General features: G+C 68.7%; 15 protein-coding genes. 9 read left to right on the forward strand and 6 right to left on the reverse strand.

Features of this window, described 5'->3' with window-relative positions; all coding sequences use genetic code 11:
* From K309_RS42955 to K309_RS0115175, 3 genes are all read left to right on the forward strand, one after another.
* Positions 1–393 (forward strand): hypothetical protein (locus tag K309_RS42955; RefSeq protein ID WP_232232398.1); only part of this gene is annotated, 393 nt, incomplete at its 5' end.
* A gap of 9 nt (positions 394–402) precedes the next feature.
* The gene (locus tag K309_RS0115170; RefSeq protein WP_029047217.1) at positions 403–1,998 is read left to right on the forward strand and encodes a 3'-5' exonuclease family protein; all 1,596 of its coding nucleotides are present in this window, start codon (positions 403–405) and stop codon (positions 1,996–1,998) included.
* Between the two features lie 121 nt (positions 1,999–2,119).
* The gene (locus tag K309_RS0115175; RefSeq protein WP_029047218.1) at positions 2,120–2,587 is read left to right on the forward strand and encodes a hypothetical protein; all 468 of its coding nucleotides are present in this window, start codon (positions 2,120–2,122) and stop codon (positions 2,585–2,587) included.
* 75 nt (positions 2,588–2,662) lie between these two features.
* On the opposite strand, the gene K309_RS0115180 is transcribed toward K309_RS0115175, so the two are convergent.
* Both K309_RS0115180 and K309_RS0115185 read right to left on the reverse strand, forming a co-directional pair.
* Positions 2,663–3,634: a pyridoxamine 5'-phosphate oxidase family protein gene (locus tag K309_RS0115180; protein ID WP_029047219.1), complete on the reverse strand. Its 972-nt coding sequence runs from the start codon at positions 3,632–3,634 to the stop codon at positions 2,663–2,665.
* A 58-nt stretch (positions 3,635–3,692) separates the two neighbouring features.
* Positions 3,693–4,343: a glutathione S-transferase family protein gene (locus tag K309_RS0115185; RefSeq protein WP_029047220.1), complete on the reverse strand. Its 651-nt coding sequence runs from the start codon at positions 4,341–4,343 to the stop codon at positions 3,693–3,695.
* A 99-nt stretch (positions 4,344–4,442) separates the two neighbouring features.
* Between K309_RS0115185 and K309_RS0115190 the strand changes: the two genes are divergently transcribed.
* The 4 genes from K309_RS0115190 to K309_RS0115205 all read left to right on the forward strand — a co-directional run bounded on the left by K309_RS0115190 (position 4,443) and on the right by K309_RS0115205 (position 7,431).
* Positions 4,443–5,345 carry a LysR family transcriptional regulator gene (locus K309_RS0115190; protein WP_084402443.1) on the forward strand — a complete coding sequence of 301 codons (903 nt, stop codon included), beginning with the start codon at positions 4,443–4,445 and terminating at the stop codon, positions 5,343–5,345.
* Positions 5,346–5,432: 87 nt separating this feature from the next.
* The gene (locus K309_RS0115195; protein ID WP_029047222.1) at positions 5,433–5,774 is read left to right on the forward strand and encodes a VIT1/CCC1 transporter family protein; all 342 of its coding nucleotides are present in this window, start codon (positions 5,433–5,435) and stop codon (positions 5,772–5,774) included.
* 172 nt (positions 5,775–5,946) lie between these two features.
* Complete coding sequence (locus K309_RS0115200; RefSeq protein WP_029047223.1) at positions 5,947–6,633, forward strand: TetR/AcrR family transcriptional regulator; 687 nt, start codon at positions 5,947–5,949, stop codon at positions 6,631–6,633.
* 123 nt (positions 6,634–6,756) lie between these two features.
* Complete coding sequence (locus tag K309_RS0115205; protein ID WP_029047224.1) at positions 6,757–7,431, forward strand: histidine phosphatase family protein; 675 nt, start codon at positions 6,757–6,759, stop codon at positions 7,429–7,431.
* A 231-nt stretch (positions 7,432–7,662) separates the two neighbouring features.
* Here the strand turns inward: K309_RS0115205 and K309_RS0115210 are convergent, their stop codons facing one another.
* The 3 genes from K309_RS0115210 to K309_RS0115220 all read right to left on the reverse strand — a co-directional run bounded on the left by K309_RS0115210 (position 7,663) and on the right by K309_RS0115220 (position 10,426).
* A complete protein-coding gene (locus K309_RS0115210) occupies positions 7,663–8,838 on the reverse strand; it encodes an acetyl-CoA C-acetyltransferase (RefSeq protein WP_029047225.1) in 1,176 nt (391 codons plus the stop codon).
* A 156-nt stretch (positions 8,839–8,994) separates the two neighbouring features.
* Positions 8,995–9,450 carry a PaaI family thioesterase gene (locus K309_RS0115215; protein ID WP_029047226.1) on the reverse strand — a complete coding sequence of 152 codons (456 nt, stop codon included), beginning with the start codon at positions 9,448–9,450 and terminating at the stop codon, positions 8,995–8,997.
* 4 nt (positions 9,451–9,454) lie between these two features.
* A complete protein-coding gene (locus K309_RS0115220; protein WP_029047227.1) occupies positions 9,455–10,426 on the reverse strand; it encodes an NAD(P)H-dependent flavin oxidoreductase in 972 nt (323 codons plus the stop codon).
* 199 nt (positions 10,427–10,625) lie between these two features.
* On the opposite strand from K309_RS0115220, the gene K309_RS0115225 reads away from it, so the two are divergent.
* Positions 10,626–11,501, forward strand: a complete 876-nt coding sequence (locus K309_RS0115225; protein ID WP_029047228.1) for a crotonase/enoyl-CoA hydratase family protein — start codon at positions 10,626–10,628, stop codon at positions 11,499–11,501.
* Positions 11,502–11,552: 51 nt separating this feature from the next.
* Positions 11,553–12,224 carry a nitroreductase gene (locus K309_RS0115230; protein ID WP_029047229.1) on the forward strand — a complete coding sequence of 224 codons (672 nt, stop codon included), beginning with the start codon at positions 11,553–11,555 and terminating at the stop codon, positions 12,222–12,224.
* A gap of 63 nt (positions 12,225–12,287) precedes the next feature.
* Here the strand turns inward: K309_RS0115230 and K309_RS0115235 are convergent, their stop codons facing one another.
* Entirely contained in the window at positions 12,288–15,062 is a 2,775-nt protein-coding gene (locus K309_RS0115235) for a winged helix-turn-helix domain-containing protein (protein ID WP_029047230.1), read from the reverse strand.
* Positions 15,063–15,173 lie beyond the last annotated feature (111 nt).

Below are 15,173 nucleotides of genomic sequence, written 5' to 3' on the forward strand. Positions count from 1 at the left end.
CACGTTTTGCTGTGCGAGCACTGTATAACTTGTGAAGCAACACTGTCCGAAGACAGCGGCGTCCGCTACCCAGCGCCCACACTTATCGGTTGTTTGTTTGTTAAAGAACTTCGCTCACCGGCTTTGCCGTTCAGCGCGCTGCGTTGTCTGCAGCAGAGAAACGAAATTATGCAGAGCTTCCTTCGTTTCGTCAACCGTTTCAGCAATCTTTTTTTGCTGCAGCCAGCGCGCCAACTTCGCCGCGCCAACCCTCCCGGTCGACCCCGCAACCCTTGCTGCGTCTGCCTTTGCAGCGCCGCGTTGTGTTGCGAGGGGGCGAATATTAAGGGACGCCGAGGGGCTTGGCAAGGGGTATCTGAAATCTTCTTCGTGCCGCCATCGCCAGGCGCTTAAAATCGGCTGATGCCGGACATGCCCACTTACCTGCCGTCGCGCATGCCCGCGGACGGCAAACACTTTGCAGACGCCCTGGCGCTCGCCACGGCGCTGTCGCGCCCGATCGTCTTTGTCGACCTGGAAACCACCGGTGCCGACGCCCAGCGTGACCGGATCACCGAGATCGGCGTCGTCGAGGTCGGCCCGGACGGAATTGTCGAATGGGACACGTTGCTGGACCCCGGCATCGGAATCCCGCCGTTCATCCAGCGCATGACCGGCATTTCCGATGAGATGGTGCGGGGCCAGCCCACGTTCGAGTCACTCGCCGAGCCACTTGCCGAGCGCCTGCAAGGCCGTCTTTTCGTGGCCCATAACGCCCGATTCGATTATGGCTTCCTGAAAAACGCCTTCCGGCGCGCCGGCGTCACGTTCCGTGCGGATGTGCTATGCACGGTACGCCTTTCGCGCTCGCTGTACCCGTCGGTGGAACGCCATGGCCTCGACGCGCTGATCGCCCGTTTCGGCCTGACGCCCAACGGCCGGCACCGAGCCCTGGCCGATGCCGAGCTGCTATGGCAGTTCTGGCAAAAGATCCACGACACCTATTCGGTCGAGCTGGTCGAGTCCGCGGTACGCTCCCTGGTCCGCCGCGCCAGCCTGCCGGCCGGCCTCGACGAGACCGCACTGGAAGACGTGCCTGGCACCCCCGGTGTCTATATCTTCTATGGCGACGACGACGTCCCGCTATACGTAGGCAAGAGCGTGCACCTGCGCCAGCGCATCGGCGCCCATTTCTCGGGTGACTACCGCTACGGCAAGGATATGCGGCTGGCGCGCCTGGTGCGCCGGGTAGAGTGGCGCGAGACCGGCGGCGAGACCGGCGCGCTGCTGCTCGAGGCCAGGCTGGTCAAGGCGATGCAGCCTGTCCACAACCAGCAGTTGCGCAGCAATGCCCGGCTCTACGCATGGGAGCTGCCGCCGCAATTGCCGGTGCCGCGCCTGCGCACCAGCCGCGACACTGATTTCTGCCGGCATCGAGATCTGTTCGGAGCCTTTGGCAGCCGCGGCGCGGCTGAGGCGCGCTTGCGTGCGCTGGCCGAAGAACACGGATTGTGCATGGCCACGCTGTCACTGGAAAAGACCACGCGGCGGGGCAACCCCTGTTTCGCGCGGCAGGTCCACCGCTGCGCCGGCGCCTGCATCGGCGCCGAGCCGTCCGCCGCGCACCGCGCCCGCCTGGCCACCGCGCTGGCGCCGCTGGCGCTGGTGCCGTGGCCTTTTGACGGTCCGGTGGCATGGCGCGAAGAGCATGCCGGACGCGCGTGGTGGCATGTCGCCAACGACTGGTGCTATCTGGGTTGCTCGGCCACGCTCGACGAGGCCCGCGTGCTGGCCGTTGCCCCGGCACACTTCGACCTGGACACCTACCATATCCTGGCCCCACGCATGGCACAGTGGATGCCGGAATCGGTCCCGCTGCCGGTAGCGAGCCTGTTCGAACTGACCCCGCCGGCCATGCCGCAGGATGCGGTGCGGCAGGTGCGTGCCGCATCGGGGACCGCCCCACGCAGGCCAATCCGCGTGGCCGGTCAGCATGTCCTGGATCTGTTCGCCGACTGAACCGCGCCGCCCACTGCCCGATGTGTGGGCTGGCGCGCAATCCGTGCTTGTGAGCAAGAGCGCCCTTCCGTTAGTCTCGACGGACCGCCCTTGCCGCCGGGCGCGCCGATGCGGAGTGTCCATGCCTGCCAAATTTTTCCGTCCTGCCAGAACGGCCCGCGGCGCCGCGCGGGTGCGAGCGTGCCTGGCCGTTCTCTGGGCCGGGGCCTTCACCGGCGCGTGTGCCGGCCTGGGCGGCGGCGCCATGCAGGACATCTTCGACTCCTGGAAGAACGTCTCTGTCGACGAGGCCAAGCGCCAGTGGGGCCCACCCCAGGCGGTTCAGGCGATGCCGTCCGGCACCGCCTATGTCTGGAACGAGACCATCCCGGCAGCCCGCGCGCCAGGCAGCGGCCCCCGCGATGCCGGCATGGAGCGCACGCCGACGCCGGGCCATTGCCAGCGCAAGCTGATCGCGGGCCCGGACGGCATCGTCATCGGCGGCGAATGGAGTGGCGATGCCTGCTGCCTCAGCACGCTGGTCGGCCACTGTGCCGCACTGAAATACCGCGGCGCGGCTGACCGGCGGCCCGGCGGCCCTGCGCCTTGAGGCACTGCGTGAGCAGCGGGATCGAGTCCGCCATCATCTGAGCCTGCCCGCCCACCGCGGAGCGGGCCGCGCCGCTCAGGCCGCCGCCCAGGCGCCGGTGGCAGCCAGTACCGGCGAGTATTCGCGCAACTGCCAGCGCAGCGGCAGCACCGACTGCCGCCGCACCACCCGCTCGACATGCAGCCGCACCAGTCGCTCCGCGCCGGCAAATGCCGCCAGTTCGGCGCCGTCCCAGATCACTTCGGCATGCCCGCCGACATGGAGTAGCGCGCCTGCGGCAAAATCCGGCACCACCAGGCCAGCGCGCGGGTTCTCCAGCAGGTTGCCGACGGTATTGAACAAGTTGTTGCCGTTGAAATCCGGGAAGGTGAGCGTGCCATCGCCGTCCACACGGATAAAGCCCGGCTTGCCGCCGCGGTGCGACACATCGACGCCGCCGGTGTGCTCGCCCTCCTCCGGCGAGGCAGCATGGCTGGTGGCAATGAACAGCGTATCGGCCGCCCGCAGCCAGGCTGCCGCATCGTCGTCCAGCGCAGTGCCATGCCAGGCCGGCATGGGTGCCGCTGGCAGGCCCGCGGTGGCTTCGCGCAGCTGGATATAGCGCGGGCAATTGCCGAAGCTCTGCTCGACTTCGACCGTGAACCCGCGATGGTCGCGCGCGACGATGATGCCGTTCATCCGGTTGCGCCGGCGCGTGGCGAGTTCGATGCCAAGCAACCCAATGCGCGCACCGTGCTCCAGTGCCTGTTCCAGCGGATCGCCGGGGAGCGGCAAGGCGTCGATGCGCAAGTGCGTGGCATCGGGGCTGCAAGCAAACCCCGGCGCGCCGGAGAGCACCGATGCCCACGGCAGGCCGCCGGCATCGACCGCGCCGACCAGCAGGAATGGCAGCTGGGCAAAGAAGTCGCGATGCTGTTCGGGCATTTCGCCGCGGATCACGCGCGCGCCGGCCGCCGCCATGCGCTCGCGCTTGCCGGCGCGCTCCTGCGCGGCCAGTTCCCCGGCGTGGAAAGGCAGGCCGGCATGCGGCCAGACGGGCAGTTCCATGATGGACTCCTTGGCTGATGCAGCCGGCGTTCGCGCGGCAGCGTCGGGTGATGCGGCCTCAGGCAGCCAGGCCAGCCCGGGATACGATCATCGGCACGAAGCCGGGCAGCGCCTCGATGCGGCGCAACCACGCGTTCAGGGCAGGATACGGCGCTAATGGCACGTTGCCTTCTTCGGCGCGGGCAATGTAGCTGTAGGCGGCAACATCGGCGAGCGTGGCATGGGCGGCTGCCAGGAATGGCTGCTCGGCCAGCAGGGACTCCATCAGCACGAAGAGCCGCTGCGCCCGCGCGATGGCGTCATCCAGCGGAACCGGCCGGCCGAACAGCACGCCCAGCCGCGCTGCGGCGGGACCGAAGGCAATCTCGCCGGCGGCCACCGACAGCCAGCGCTGCACGCGCGCGGCTCCGACCGGGTCGCGCGGCAGCCAGCGGCCATCGTCATAGCGCGTGGCCAGGTAGACCAGGATCGCGTTGGAATCGCCAAGCACCACGCCATTGTCATCCAGCACCGGCACCTGCCCGAAGGGGTTGAGCCGCAGGAACGGCTCGCGATGCTGTTCGCCGCCGCGCAGGTCGACATCGACCAGCCGGTATGGCAGTCCCAGCAGCGACAGGAGCAGCTCGGCGCGATGCGCATGGCCGGACAGCGGCGAACGGTAGAGAACGAGCGGAACACGGGGCTCGGCGGGATGGTTGGCGGCTTGCATGACACGCTCCTCGTTGGGTTGGGATAGCAGGATTCTGGACGCGAAACGCTATGCAATAAATGGGGCGCCTGATATTTGACTACTCCGGAAATCGGAGTAATGTGTGGCGCCATGGACAAGCTTCGAGCCATGCAGACCTTCGTTCGGATCGTCGACGCGGGCAGCCTGACGGCGGCCGCGGCGACGCTGCACACATCCCTGCCTGCGGTTGTACGCACGCTGGCCGCGCTCGAGTCCGAGTTGCAGGTGCGGCTGCTCAACCGCACCACGCGGCGGCTGTCGCTGACCGGCGAGGGGCGCAGCTACCTGGACAGCTGCCGGCGCATCCTGGCCACGATCGATGAAGTCGAGGCCGGCCTGACCGCCAGCCATGTCGAGCCCAGCGGCCAGCTCACGCTGACCGCGCCGGTGCTGTTCGGGCAGATGTACATCGCGCCGGCGGTCACGCGCTTCGTGCAGCGCTATCCGCGCGTGCGCTGCCGCATGGAATTCACCGACCGCGTGGTGAACCTGCTGGAAGAAGAGCTCGACGTCGGCGTACGCATCGGCCCGCTGGCAGATTCAACGCTGGTGGCACAGCCGGTCGGCCATATCCGGCGCGTAGTGGTGGCCACACCCGCCTACCTGCGCAAGCATGGCACGCCGCGCCACCCCGACGACCTCGCGCGCGCCAATTGCGTGCGCTTCACCGGCAATGCCGCGCACTGGTGGACGTTCCAGGAAAACGGCAAGCCGTTCCAGGTGCAGGTGACGGGCAATCTCGAGTTCAACCAGACCGCGCCGGCCGTTGCCGCTTGCGCGGAAGGCGCCGGCTTCGGCAATTTCCTCTCGTACCAGGTGGCGCAACTGGTGCAGGCGCGCAAGCTGCGTATTGTGCTCGAGACGTTCGAGCAGCCGGCCTGGCCGCTGTCGCTGATCTATCCGCATGCGCGCTTGCTGCCGGCGCGCACGCGGGCATTTATCGACTGGATGCGCGACGACCTCGGTCCGCGCTTTCGCTGAGACGTCGACCCATGCCCCTGACCAGCGTCCCCACTCCGAGCGGCTTCGGTGCCCGCTTGCGGCGCCTCATCCACCGTCCCAGGGGCAATGCGTTGCGCGCAGCGCGCCACGCTCGATACGTTTGCGTGCGACGTGCTTGGCATCAACCCGCAGGAGCGCGGCGGCAACCCGCTGCAGGCCGCAGTGATCTCCTTTGTGCTGTACAGCAGCGGCGCGCTAGTGCCTCTGCTGCCCTTCCTGGTGACAGCCGGGCCGTCAGCTCAGTTCGGCAGCATCATTGCCTGCCTCTGCGGACTTGGCCTGGTCGGTTGGGGAACGTCGTCATTCAACGGCAGGCCGGGATGGTTTTCGGCGCTGCGGCAGATCCTGATCGGCGGCATGGCCGCTTCGTTCACATACGGCCTCGGCATGGTATTCGGCTCGCTCTGATGCAGCCCGCCAGTGCATTCGCGACGCGCCGCAACGCGCATGCGTGCCGTGCGCACAGGTGTGGCCACCCACCCGTTCGCAGCGGCCGGCCACCCGACAAAAGCCTTGACGCCGCGCGGCGCGCACCGGTATTTTTCAAAAGCGAATCCGAATTCGAGTACGGAAAATCCCTATGTCAGCGACGTCGTCCGGCCTTTCGGCCACCTCTTCCTTTCCCCGTATCGACACGCCTTCGATCCTGCAGCCGCCGCGGCAGCGGCGCGCGCGCGAGACCGAGCAGGCCCTGCTCGGCGCGGGCCGCGAACTGCTGGCGAAGCGCGATTTCGCCGCGGTTTCGGTAGCCCAGATCGCGGCCGCGTGCCAGGTGTCGGTGGGCGCCTTCTATGGCCGCTTCCGCGACAAGATGGCTTATTTCGAGGCGTTGCGCGCGCTGGTGATGGAGGAAACGTCGGCATCGATCGACCGCTACCTCGCGCAGGAGCGCTGGGACGACGTGCCGACCAACGTGCTGCTGGACAAAGCCGCGCGCTTCATGGTGCTGGGCACGCTCGCCAATCGCGGCGTGATGCGCGCTTCTCTGCGCCACGCCTCGACAAAGCCGGAGGAATGGCAGCCGCACCGCCAGAGCGGCGAAGCGATCGTCGAGCGGATGGTGCAGTTGCTGGTGCCACGGCTGTCGCTGCCGGCGGATATCGCCGAGTTGCGTGTGCGCTTTGCCATGCAGGCGGTCTTCAGCGTGCTGGTCAATGCGCTGCTGAACGACTCCGGGCCGCTGCATCTCGACGATGAACGGATGATCCCCGAACTGAGCCGCATGATGGCGGGGTACCTCGGCGTCACTGACAACGCCCAGGGTTGAGTTCGCGCGGTAATGCAGCGCGTCCATGGCCGCTATGAATTCCGTAGTGCTTGCTTGGCGGCGGAGCAAGGCCTCTCTAGAATGCGTCCACGCTGACTGCAGCTACGCACACTGAGACCGCACATGGCCACGCTTTTCCTCGTCCGTCACGGACAAGCCTCGTTTGGCGCCGCCAACTACGATTGCCTGTCGGAGACGGGCCGCCAGCAGGCCCGCTGGCTGGGCGAATATTTCAGCGAACGCGGCTTGCGCTTCGCACGCGTGGCAGCGGGCAACCTGGTGCGGCAGCAGGACACCGCGCGCGAGATCCTGGCCGCGATGGGCCAGCCGCAAGCGGAAATTGCCACGCATCCGGGCCTGAATGAATACGACGGCGAGGCGCTGTACCGCTGCCACACCGGCGGCGCCGACCACCGCGCCCACCAGAACGGCGACTACAACGATTACTGGCGCACTTTCCGCGCCGCGTACCATGCCTGGACGCAGGATGGCCTGGCCGACATGACGGAAAGCTGGGCCGATTTCGGCACGCGCATTGCCGATGCGCTGACGCAAGCGTGTGAAGGCACCACGCGTGAAGACGCGATCCTCGTGGTCAGTTCCGGCGGCGCCATCGGTCGCGCCACCGCCGACCTGCTCGGTGCCCCCGCAGCTACTGCCATCGAAATGAACCTGCAGTTCCGCAACACCGCGTTCTGCGAGATCATCGTCGGCCGCGGCGTGCAGCGCTTGCTGAGCTTCAACAATATCCCGCACCTGGACCGGCCGGAACGCCGCGACGCGCTGACCTTTGCCTGACGGCCGATACACAGGCGCCACGCGCAACAACGACAAACCCGCCTGACGGCGGGTTTCTTCTTTGGCGTGGCACGCGGCCGCAATCGCTCCGGCAACTGGCGCGGGCACTGTGACATGCCCGCGCCGCCGGTCCTTCTCCCTTTACTACCCTTTATTGCCGCATTCCTGCTGCGTTCCTGCTGCGTTCCTGCTGCGTTCCTGCCTTAGGCGCCCGGCGCAAGCGCCAACGCCTTACAGGCGTTCGACGATGGTAACGTTGGCCAGCCCGCCGCCTTCGCACATGGTCTGCAGCCCGTAGCGCTTGCCGTGCGTATGCAGCGCATGCACCAGCGTCGTCATCAGCTTTGCGCCCGAGCCGCCCAGCGGATGGCCCAGCGCGATTGCGCCGCCATGCACGTTGAGTCGCTCCGGATCGGCGCCGGTTGCCTGCAACCAGGCCAGGGGCACCGGTGCAAAGGCTTCGTTGACTTCAAACAGGTCGATGTCATTGATGCTCAGGCCGGCCTTCTTCAATGCGTGCATGGTGGCCGGCAGCGGCGCTTCGAGCATCACCACCGGATCGTGGCCGATCACGGTCATGTGGTGCACGCGCGCCAGCGGCTTGACGCCGAGCTTCTTCAGGCCAGCCTCGTTGACCACCAGAAGGCCGGCGGCGCCATCGCAGATCTGGCTGGAGGAGGCAGCGGTCACCCGGCCGCCGTCGGCGATCAGCTTGACCGAGCCGATGCTTTCCATCGATGCGTCATAGCGGATGCCTTCGTCGGAGGTATGTATTTCTCCGTTGGCGCCCTCGGCGGTGCGCACCTCGACCGGGATAATCTCGGCGTTGAAGCGGCCCGCCTTGGTCGCTGCCGCGGCGCGCTGGTGGCTGAGCAGCGCGTAGGCATCGAGCTGTTCGCGCGACAGGTTGTACTTGCGCGCGATCATCTCGGCGCCGGTGAACTGGCTGAACTGCACGCCGGGGTAGCGCGCCTCGACACCCGCGCTCTTGGGCACGCCGAAGCCATTCTTGGCCGGCAACTGCGACGACAGGCCCATCGGCACGCGCGTCATGCTTTCCACGCCGGCCGCGATCACGATATCCATCGCGCCCGACATCACCGCCTGCGCGGCAAAGTGCAGCGCCTGCTGCGACGAGCCGCACTGGCGGTCCACCGACGTGCCCGGCACGCTTTCCGGCAGCCGCGAAGCGAGGATGGCGTTGCGCGCCACGTTGCCGGCCTGCTCGCCGACCTGGCTGACGCAGCCCATGATGACGTCTTCGACCAGCGCGGGATCGGCGCCGGTGCGCTCGACCAGCGCATCGAGCACCTGCGCGGCGAGGTCGGCCGGATGCCAGCCCGACAGCTTGCCGCCCTTGCGCCCGCCGGCGGTCCGTGCCGCGGCGACGATATATGCCTCTGCCATGTGATCTCCTTGTTCGGTGCCAGCCGTCCCGCGGCCGGCCTGTGCTAGATGCGGGTTGCCGGCGAGTGCCGGCAGGCTTGGCCCGTATTGTTGTCCCGCGCCGTCCGGCCAGCGTCGTCGGAAGCGACGAAGTTAGCCGGCCGCCTCAGGGAGGTGTCAGCTGCGCGGGCCGAGCACCGCGAAGATCGCGGTGGCACGCAGCAGGCAGCGTGCGCCGCTGACCAGCCGGCAGGTGCCGTAGCGCAGCCGCGAGCCGAGCTTGTCGAACTCCACGCGGGCCTCGACCCAGTCGCCCAGGCGCGCGGAGTCGAGGTAGTCCAGGCTCAGGTTGACGGTGACCGCGCTCTTCTCGCGTCCGGTCTCCAGCGACATCATCATGCCGATGGCGGTATCGGCCAGCGTCGCCAGCATGCCGCCGTGCGGAATGCCGAGGTTGTTGAGATGGCTCTCGTCGATGCGCACCGCCAGCGCGCGGCGTTCGCGGTTCAGGTAGAGCTGGCCGAAGTTGGCCATGTAGCCGCCCGGTTGCCGCAGCGGCACGAAGCCCTCCGGCACGGCACCGGTGCTGTCGGCCGCCTGCGGCATCGCCGCTTCGATTTCGGCTTCGGCCATGGCGTCAGGCAAAGTAGCGCGAGGCCGAGCCGAGGTACTCGCGGCATTCGCGGACCATGCGCGCGAGCAGTTCCTCGCAGCTCGGCACGTCGTCGATCAGGCCCACGCACTGGCCGGCGCTGATGATGCCGCCATCGGTCTCGCCCGCCTTCAGCGCAGCCTTGCCGCGCACGCCGGCGACCAGGTGCTTGACGTCCTCGAACTGCGCGCCGCCGGGGCGGCGTTCGATGCTCACGACTTCGTCCGACACGGCGTTCTTCAGCACGCGCGCGGTATTGTGCAGCGTGCGGAAGATCAGGTTGGTGTCGCGCTCGCTGGCCTGCACCAGCGCCTGCTTGACGTTGTCGTGGATCGGCGCTTCCTGGGTGGCGCAGAAGCGCGTGCCCATGTTCACGCCCTCGGCACCCAGCACCAGCGCCGCGGCCATGCCGCGGCCGTCGGCGATGCCGCCCGAGGCGATCACCGGCACCGACAGCTTGCGCGCCGCCAGCGGAATCAGCACCATGCCCGGGACATCGTCCTCGCCCGGGTGGCCGGCGCACTCGAAGCCGTCGATCGACACCGCGTCGACGCCCAGGCGCTCGGCCGACTGCGCATGGCGGATTGCCACGCACTTGTGGATCACCTTCAGGCCGGCGGCCTTGGCGCGCGCGATGTGATCCCTGGGGTTGTTGCCGGCAGTCTCCAGCACCTTGACGCCGCTCTCGATGATGACGTCGAGGTATCGCGCGTACGGAGGCGGGTTGATCGAAGGCAGCAACGTCAGGTTCACGCCGAATGGCTTGTCGGTCATATCGCGGCAGCGGCGGATTTCCTCGCCCAGCGCCTCGGGGGTCGGCTGCGTCAGCGCGGTGAGGATGCCCAGCCCGCCGGCGTTGGAGACGGCCGACGCCATTTCCGCATAGCCGACCCATTGCATGCCGCCCTGGATGATGGGGTAGCGGATGCCAAGCAGTTCGGTGATTCGAGTCTTCATGATTGTCCTTGGTGCTGTCAGCTAGCGGCCTTTGCGGCGGTCGGGCCAGTCTACGGCGCGGGCCCGCGCCATGCTTCGTCGGAAGCGACGATTGCGGGCGGCGCATTCTGCACTAGTGTTGGCTGTCCCCGCGCTGTTCCGGGCTTTCGCCGCCCCCGGCCCGCAGCACCCCGCCCCTCTTTCCTCAGCAGGAGTCGCCATGACGCAAGCCACGCCTTCGTTCGAAACCCTGCGCTACGCCGTCGAAGACGGTGTCGCCACCATCACGCTGCATCGCCCGGACCAGCTCAACGCCTTCACCGCGCAGATGATGCAGGACCTGATCGGCGCCTTCGACGCCACCGATGCCGACGACAACGTCCGCGCGGTGATCGTCACCGGCGCGGGCCGCGCCTTCTGCGCCGGTGCCGACCTGTCCGGTGGCAGCTCGACCTTCGACTTCGAGAAACGCTATGGCGCCAGCCCCGACACCGCGCACCGCGACGGCGGCGGCCGAGTGTCGCTGCGCATCTTCCGCAGCCTCAAGCCGGTGATTGCCGCGGTCAACGGCGCCGCCGTCGGCGTGGGCGTGACCATGCAGTTGCCGATGGATATCCGGCTGGCGTCGACCGACGCCAAGTTCGGCTTCGTGTTCGCGCGCCGCGGCATCACGCCGGAGGCAGCCTCGTCGTGGTTCCTGTCGCGCGTGGTCGGCGTTTCGACGGCGCTGGAATGGTGCTATACCGGCCGGGTCTTCTCGGCGCAAGAGGCGCATGAACGCGGGCTGGTGCGCTCGCTGCACGCGCCCGAAGACCTGCTGCCGGCGGCGCGGGCGATCGCGCGCGAAATCGCCGACAACGCCGCGCCGGTGTCGGTGGCGATCTCGCGCCAGCTGATCTGGCGCATGGCCGGCGCCAGCCACCCCATGGAGGCGCACAAGCTCGACAGCCGGGCGATCCAGTCGCGGGGGCGCTCGGCCGACGTCAAGGAAGGCGTCAGCGCCTTCCTGGAAAAGCGCCCGGCCGCATTCCCCGACACCGTCTCCAACGACCTGCCGGACTTCTTCGACTGGCGCGGCGAGCCGCCGTTCGCCTGAACAGCCTGAAGTGCTTGAGGCCAGCGCCCCAACGTCCCTACCGGAGTCAGCATGAAAGTCAGTCAAGCCGTCGCCAGCCGCAAGTCCGTCCGCGGCTTCCTGGACAAGCTCGTGCCAGCCGACACCATCCGCCGCGTGCTCGATGCCGCGGCGCGCGCGCCGTCGGGCGGCAACCTGCAGCCCTGGCACATCCACGTGATCGGCGGCGAGGCACTGGAGCGCCTGCGCGGCATCATGCGCGAGCGCATCGCGCACGCGCCCAAGGGCGAAGACCGCGAGTACCACGTCTACCCGCCCGAGCTGGTTGCGCCCTACCGCGACCGGCGCTTCGAGGTAGGCGAGGCGCTTTACCACTACCTCGGCATCCCGCGTGAAGACAAGGCGCGGCGGCTGGCGCAGTTCGCCAACAACTTCACCTTCTTCGGTGCGCCGCTGGCGCTGTTCTGCACAGTGGACCGGCGCATGGGCCCGCCGCAGTGGTCGGACCTCGGCATGTACCTGCAGACCGTGATGCTGCTGCTGCGTGAGGAAGGGCTCGACAGCTGCGCCCAGGAATGCTGGGCGATGTATCCGGAGACCATCGGCAGCTTCCTGCAGCTGCCGGCCGAGCGCATGCTGTTCACCGGCATGGCGATCGGCTACGAGGATCCCGAGGCGCCGGCCAACCAGTTGCGCGCGGCGCGCGCGCCGCTGACGGAGTTTGCCGAGTTCATCGGCATCTGAGCCGGCATCCGGGTCGGCATCCGGGCCCAGTCGCCGCGCGCAGCCACGCTCGCGGCGACCGGCTCAGAGCAGGCCCAGCTGCCGCGCGATCGCCACCGCCTGGGTGCGGTTGCTGGCGTGCAGCTTGGCGCTGATATTGCGCAGGTGCGTGCGCACCGTGGTCTCGGACACGAACAGGCGCTCGGCCATGGCGACGTTGGAGAAGCCTTCGGCCAGCAACTGCAGAACCTTCTGCTCCTTGGGCGTCAGCGGCTCCACCAGCGCCGGCGGCGCGGGACGGCCGCCCGTGCCGCCACGCGCTGCGCCGGCTTGCTGGCCGCATGCCTGCACCAGCTTTTCCACGTAGGCGGATGGCAGGCTGGCGCCCTGGCGCGCGCAGGCATCGGCCACCAGCCGGCGCACGTCGTCGCCTTCGTCGGCAAAGATCCGCACGAACCCCTCGGCCGCCCCGAAGCGCAACGCCTCGCCCATCACCACCAGCGCATGCGCACCGTCGCCGCTGCGCTGGCACGCTTGCGCCAGCAGGATGCGCAGCTTGAGCGCGCGGCGCATCAGCTGGTTGCTGGTGGCGGCCGCCAGTTCGCGCTCGATCGCGTCGCGCACCTGCGCACCGGGGCGGGCATGCACGTCCAGCCGCAGCCTGCCGACAAAGATGTCCTCGACGTCGCTGGCAAACGAGCTGACCCCCGGACGCGTGCGCCACAGCGCGGGGTCGGCGGCGCGCTCGATGGCCTCCCGCGCGGCGTGCACATTGCCCTGGCGCAGCGCCAGCCGCGCGCGCTCGAGCATCGCCGCCATCACCAGCCGGGTCAGGCCGCGGTGGTGGCCGAGCGCCTCCAGCTGCGCCAGCCATTCATGGGCCTGGTCGGTGTCGCCGCGATCGAAGGCGATGCGGGCCAGCACGGTGTGGGCGGTGATGATCTGGTCCGGCAGGCCAAGATCGCGCGACAGCGGCAGGTACACGTTGAGCAGCCGGCTGGCGCGTTCGGTATCGCCGCTCTCGTACAGCCCTTCGGCCAGCAGGATGCCTGCCATGGCGTTGCCGTTGGTCGGGCCGAAGCGGTTCGGCAGCATCGTGCGCGCGGCAATGCGAAAGCGCGCGAGCGCCTGCTGCAGCCGCCCCTGGCGCAGGTCGATCAGGCCTTCGACCGATTCGGAGAAGATCTTGTTGAAGTTGCTGTCCGAGCCGCGCACGGCCTGGCGCGCGATCTGCAGCAGCCGGCGCGCCTCGGGGTAGTCGCCAATGACCGCGGCCAGCCGCGCCATCGACGTGCCCAGGATCGCGTCCGGGAAGGCGTAGCCCATCGGCAGCGGCGGCAGCTCGTCGCGGGCGAAGGCGCGCGCGTCGTCGAAGCGGTCCATCATGTTGAGCAGCACGTGGCGCAGCGCGCGGATATGCGCGAGCAGGTCGCCGGCCGCGCCTTCGGTCGGGATCGCCTGCAGCAGCGCGATCGCGTCGGCCGGGCCGCGCGTGAACGACACCGCCCACGCATGCGCGATCTGCAGCTTGGGCCAACGGGCCAGTTCTTGCGCCGGTACCGCCTCCAGCCAGCGCGTCAGCAGCCGCATGCGGCCCTGCCCCAGCAGGTCGTCGACGGCGCCGTCCAGCAATTCCAGCGCATGGCCCAGCGCACCGGCCGCGAGTGCGTGCTCGATGGCGGGCACCGGGCGGCCCTGCGCTTCATACCAGCGCGAGGCAGCCAGGTGCAATGGCGGCACGGCCGCCGGCATCGACTGCGCCAGCTGGCCGCGCAGAAAGCCGGAAAACAGGCTGTGATAGCGGTACCACTGCTCCGGCGCCGCACCGGTGCCGCGCTCGCCGTAGCGTTCGCTCTCCAGCGGCAGCAGGAACAGGTTGGCACGCTCCAGCCAGGCCAGGATCTCGTCGCTGCTGCCGGCGCCGCCGGCTGAAGGCGGAGTGGCCTGGCAGACGGCGTCGCACAGCGGGCCGCAGAGCTGGTCGAGGATCGAGGTCCGCAACAGGAAGTCCCGCACCGCGTCGGGCAGGTGCAGGAAGACGTCTTCGACCAGGTAGTCGGCAATCGCCGCGTTGGAGCCGGAAAAGCCGGCGATGAAGCCCTCGGGCTGGCTGCGCCGCTCCATTGCCACCGAAGCCAGCCACAGTGCCGTGGCCCAGCCTTCGGTGCGCCGGTGCAGCGCACTGATCGCGGCTGGCTGCAATTTGAGCCCACGGGCGTGGCGCAGGAAGGATTCGGTCTCGCTGGCGCTGAAGCGCAATTGCGCGGGCTCGATCTCGAGCAGCTCGCCACGTGCGCGCAGCCGGCCCAGGCCGCTCTCCGGCACCCAGCGCGTGCCGATCACGACACGGCAGCCCGGCGGCAGGCTTTCGACCATCTGCCACACCAGGCCGCTGACGGCGGCGTTCTGGATCGATTCGAAATCGTCGAGGAACAGCGTGAAGGCGCCGCTGTGGCCGGCCAGCCGGTCGATCAGCGCCAGCGCCTGCTCGCCGGGGTCCTGCACCAGCCCCGAGCGGGGCGGCTGGGCCGCGGCCCCGAGCGCCTGCGCGATGGCGGCCTCGATCGAGCCCAGGAAGCGGGTGGCATCGTTGTCGGCGCGGTCAAGGGTGAGCCACGCGGTGCGCCCGCCGGCGGCTTCCAGGCGCGCACGGCACTGGAGCATGGCGGTGGTCTTGCCAAAGCCCGCGGGCGCGCGCACCAGCACGAGCTTGACGAAGTCGGCGGCGCACACGGCGTCGCAGATCGCCGTGCGCTCGACCTGGAACGGCGTCAGCAGCGGCGGGCGCAGCTTGGCCGACAGCGCAGCGGCGCCGGTGGCAGACGGCACGCGCCGCCCGGTCTCCTCGATACTTGCCATTGGCGATTTGTCGTCTTCCGCGCCGCACCGCCCTTGCGGCAATGCGAAGCGATGCGCGCGCCTGCGCAGCAGCGCGGGCGCGCGTGACTGTGATGGAACACGGAATTATGG

The organism is Cupriavidus phytohabitans, assembly GCF_000426345.1.
Taxonomy (GTDB): domain Bacteria; phylum Pseudomonadota; class Gammaproteobacteria; order Burkholderiales; family Burkholderiaceae; genus Cupriavidus.